1 protein-coding gene is annotated in these 703 nt (G+C 65.0%); it reads left to right on the top strand.

Annotated features, from left to right (window positions below):
* Window positions 1-87: 87 nt before the first annotated feature.
* Window positions 88-703 (top strand): reverse transcriptase domain-containing protein (locus N5J71_RS22345; protein ID WP_424960909.1); only part of this gene is annotated, 616 nt, incomplete at its 3' end.

A 703-nucleotide genomic window follows, 5' to 3' on the forward strand; every position in this document is an offset into this window, starting at 1 on the left:
GTCGAGAGGCGACGGGATGGGCGTGCAGAAGTCAGCCGAGGCCGTAGTAAGTGACGAGCAACCACGTCACCAAGGGCCGAACAGGTCATACCGCCGGTAGGCGTTGGAGTCTCATGGGATGTCGAACCGCAGAAGCTTCCCCCCCAGGGGAAGGCTGTTCCCCGGCATGGTGGACGGAATCCGCGCATGCCGGCTGACAGTGCGCAGACACCGATGGCGTCTGTAACGTGGACGAAAGCGGAGCCGAACACGCTGATGGAGCGGGTGCTGTCGCCGGCGAACCTGAGGCGTGCGTATCGACGGGTGGTGAACAACCGGGGCGCACCGGGGGCCGATGGCCTGTCGGTGGACGAACTCGCGGGCTACCTGAAGCAGTATTGGCCGTCCCTGCGGGAGCGGCTGCAGACGGGTGAATACCAGCCGTACGGCGTCCGTGCGGTGAACATTCCCAAGCCCGATGGCGGGGTCAGAACGCTGGGGATACCCAGCGTGCTGGATCGCCTGATCCAGCAGGCGCTGCTGCAGCAACTGACGCCGCTTTTCGAACCGCTGTTCTCGGACTTCAGCTACGGCTTTCGTCCGGGGCGCAGCGCGCACCAGGCCATCGAAATGGCCCGCGCCCATGTGGCGGCGGGCTATCGCTGGAGCGTGGAACTGGACCTGGAGAAATTCTTCGACCGGGTCGACCACGATCTGCTGATGG

The organism is Ectopseudomonas oleovorans (assembly GCF_029845265.1).
Classification (GTDB): Bacteria; Pseudomonadota; Gammaproteobacteria; order Pseudomonadales; family Pseudomonadaceae; genus Aquipseudomonas; species Aquipseudomonas oleovorans.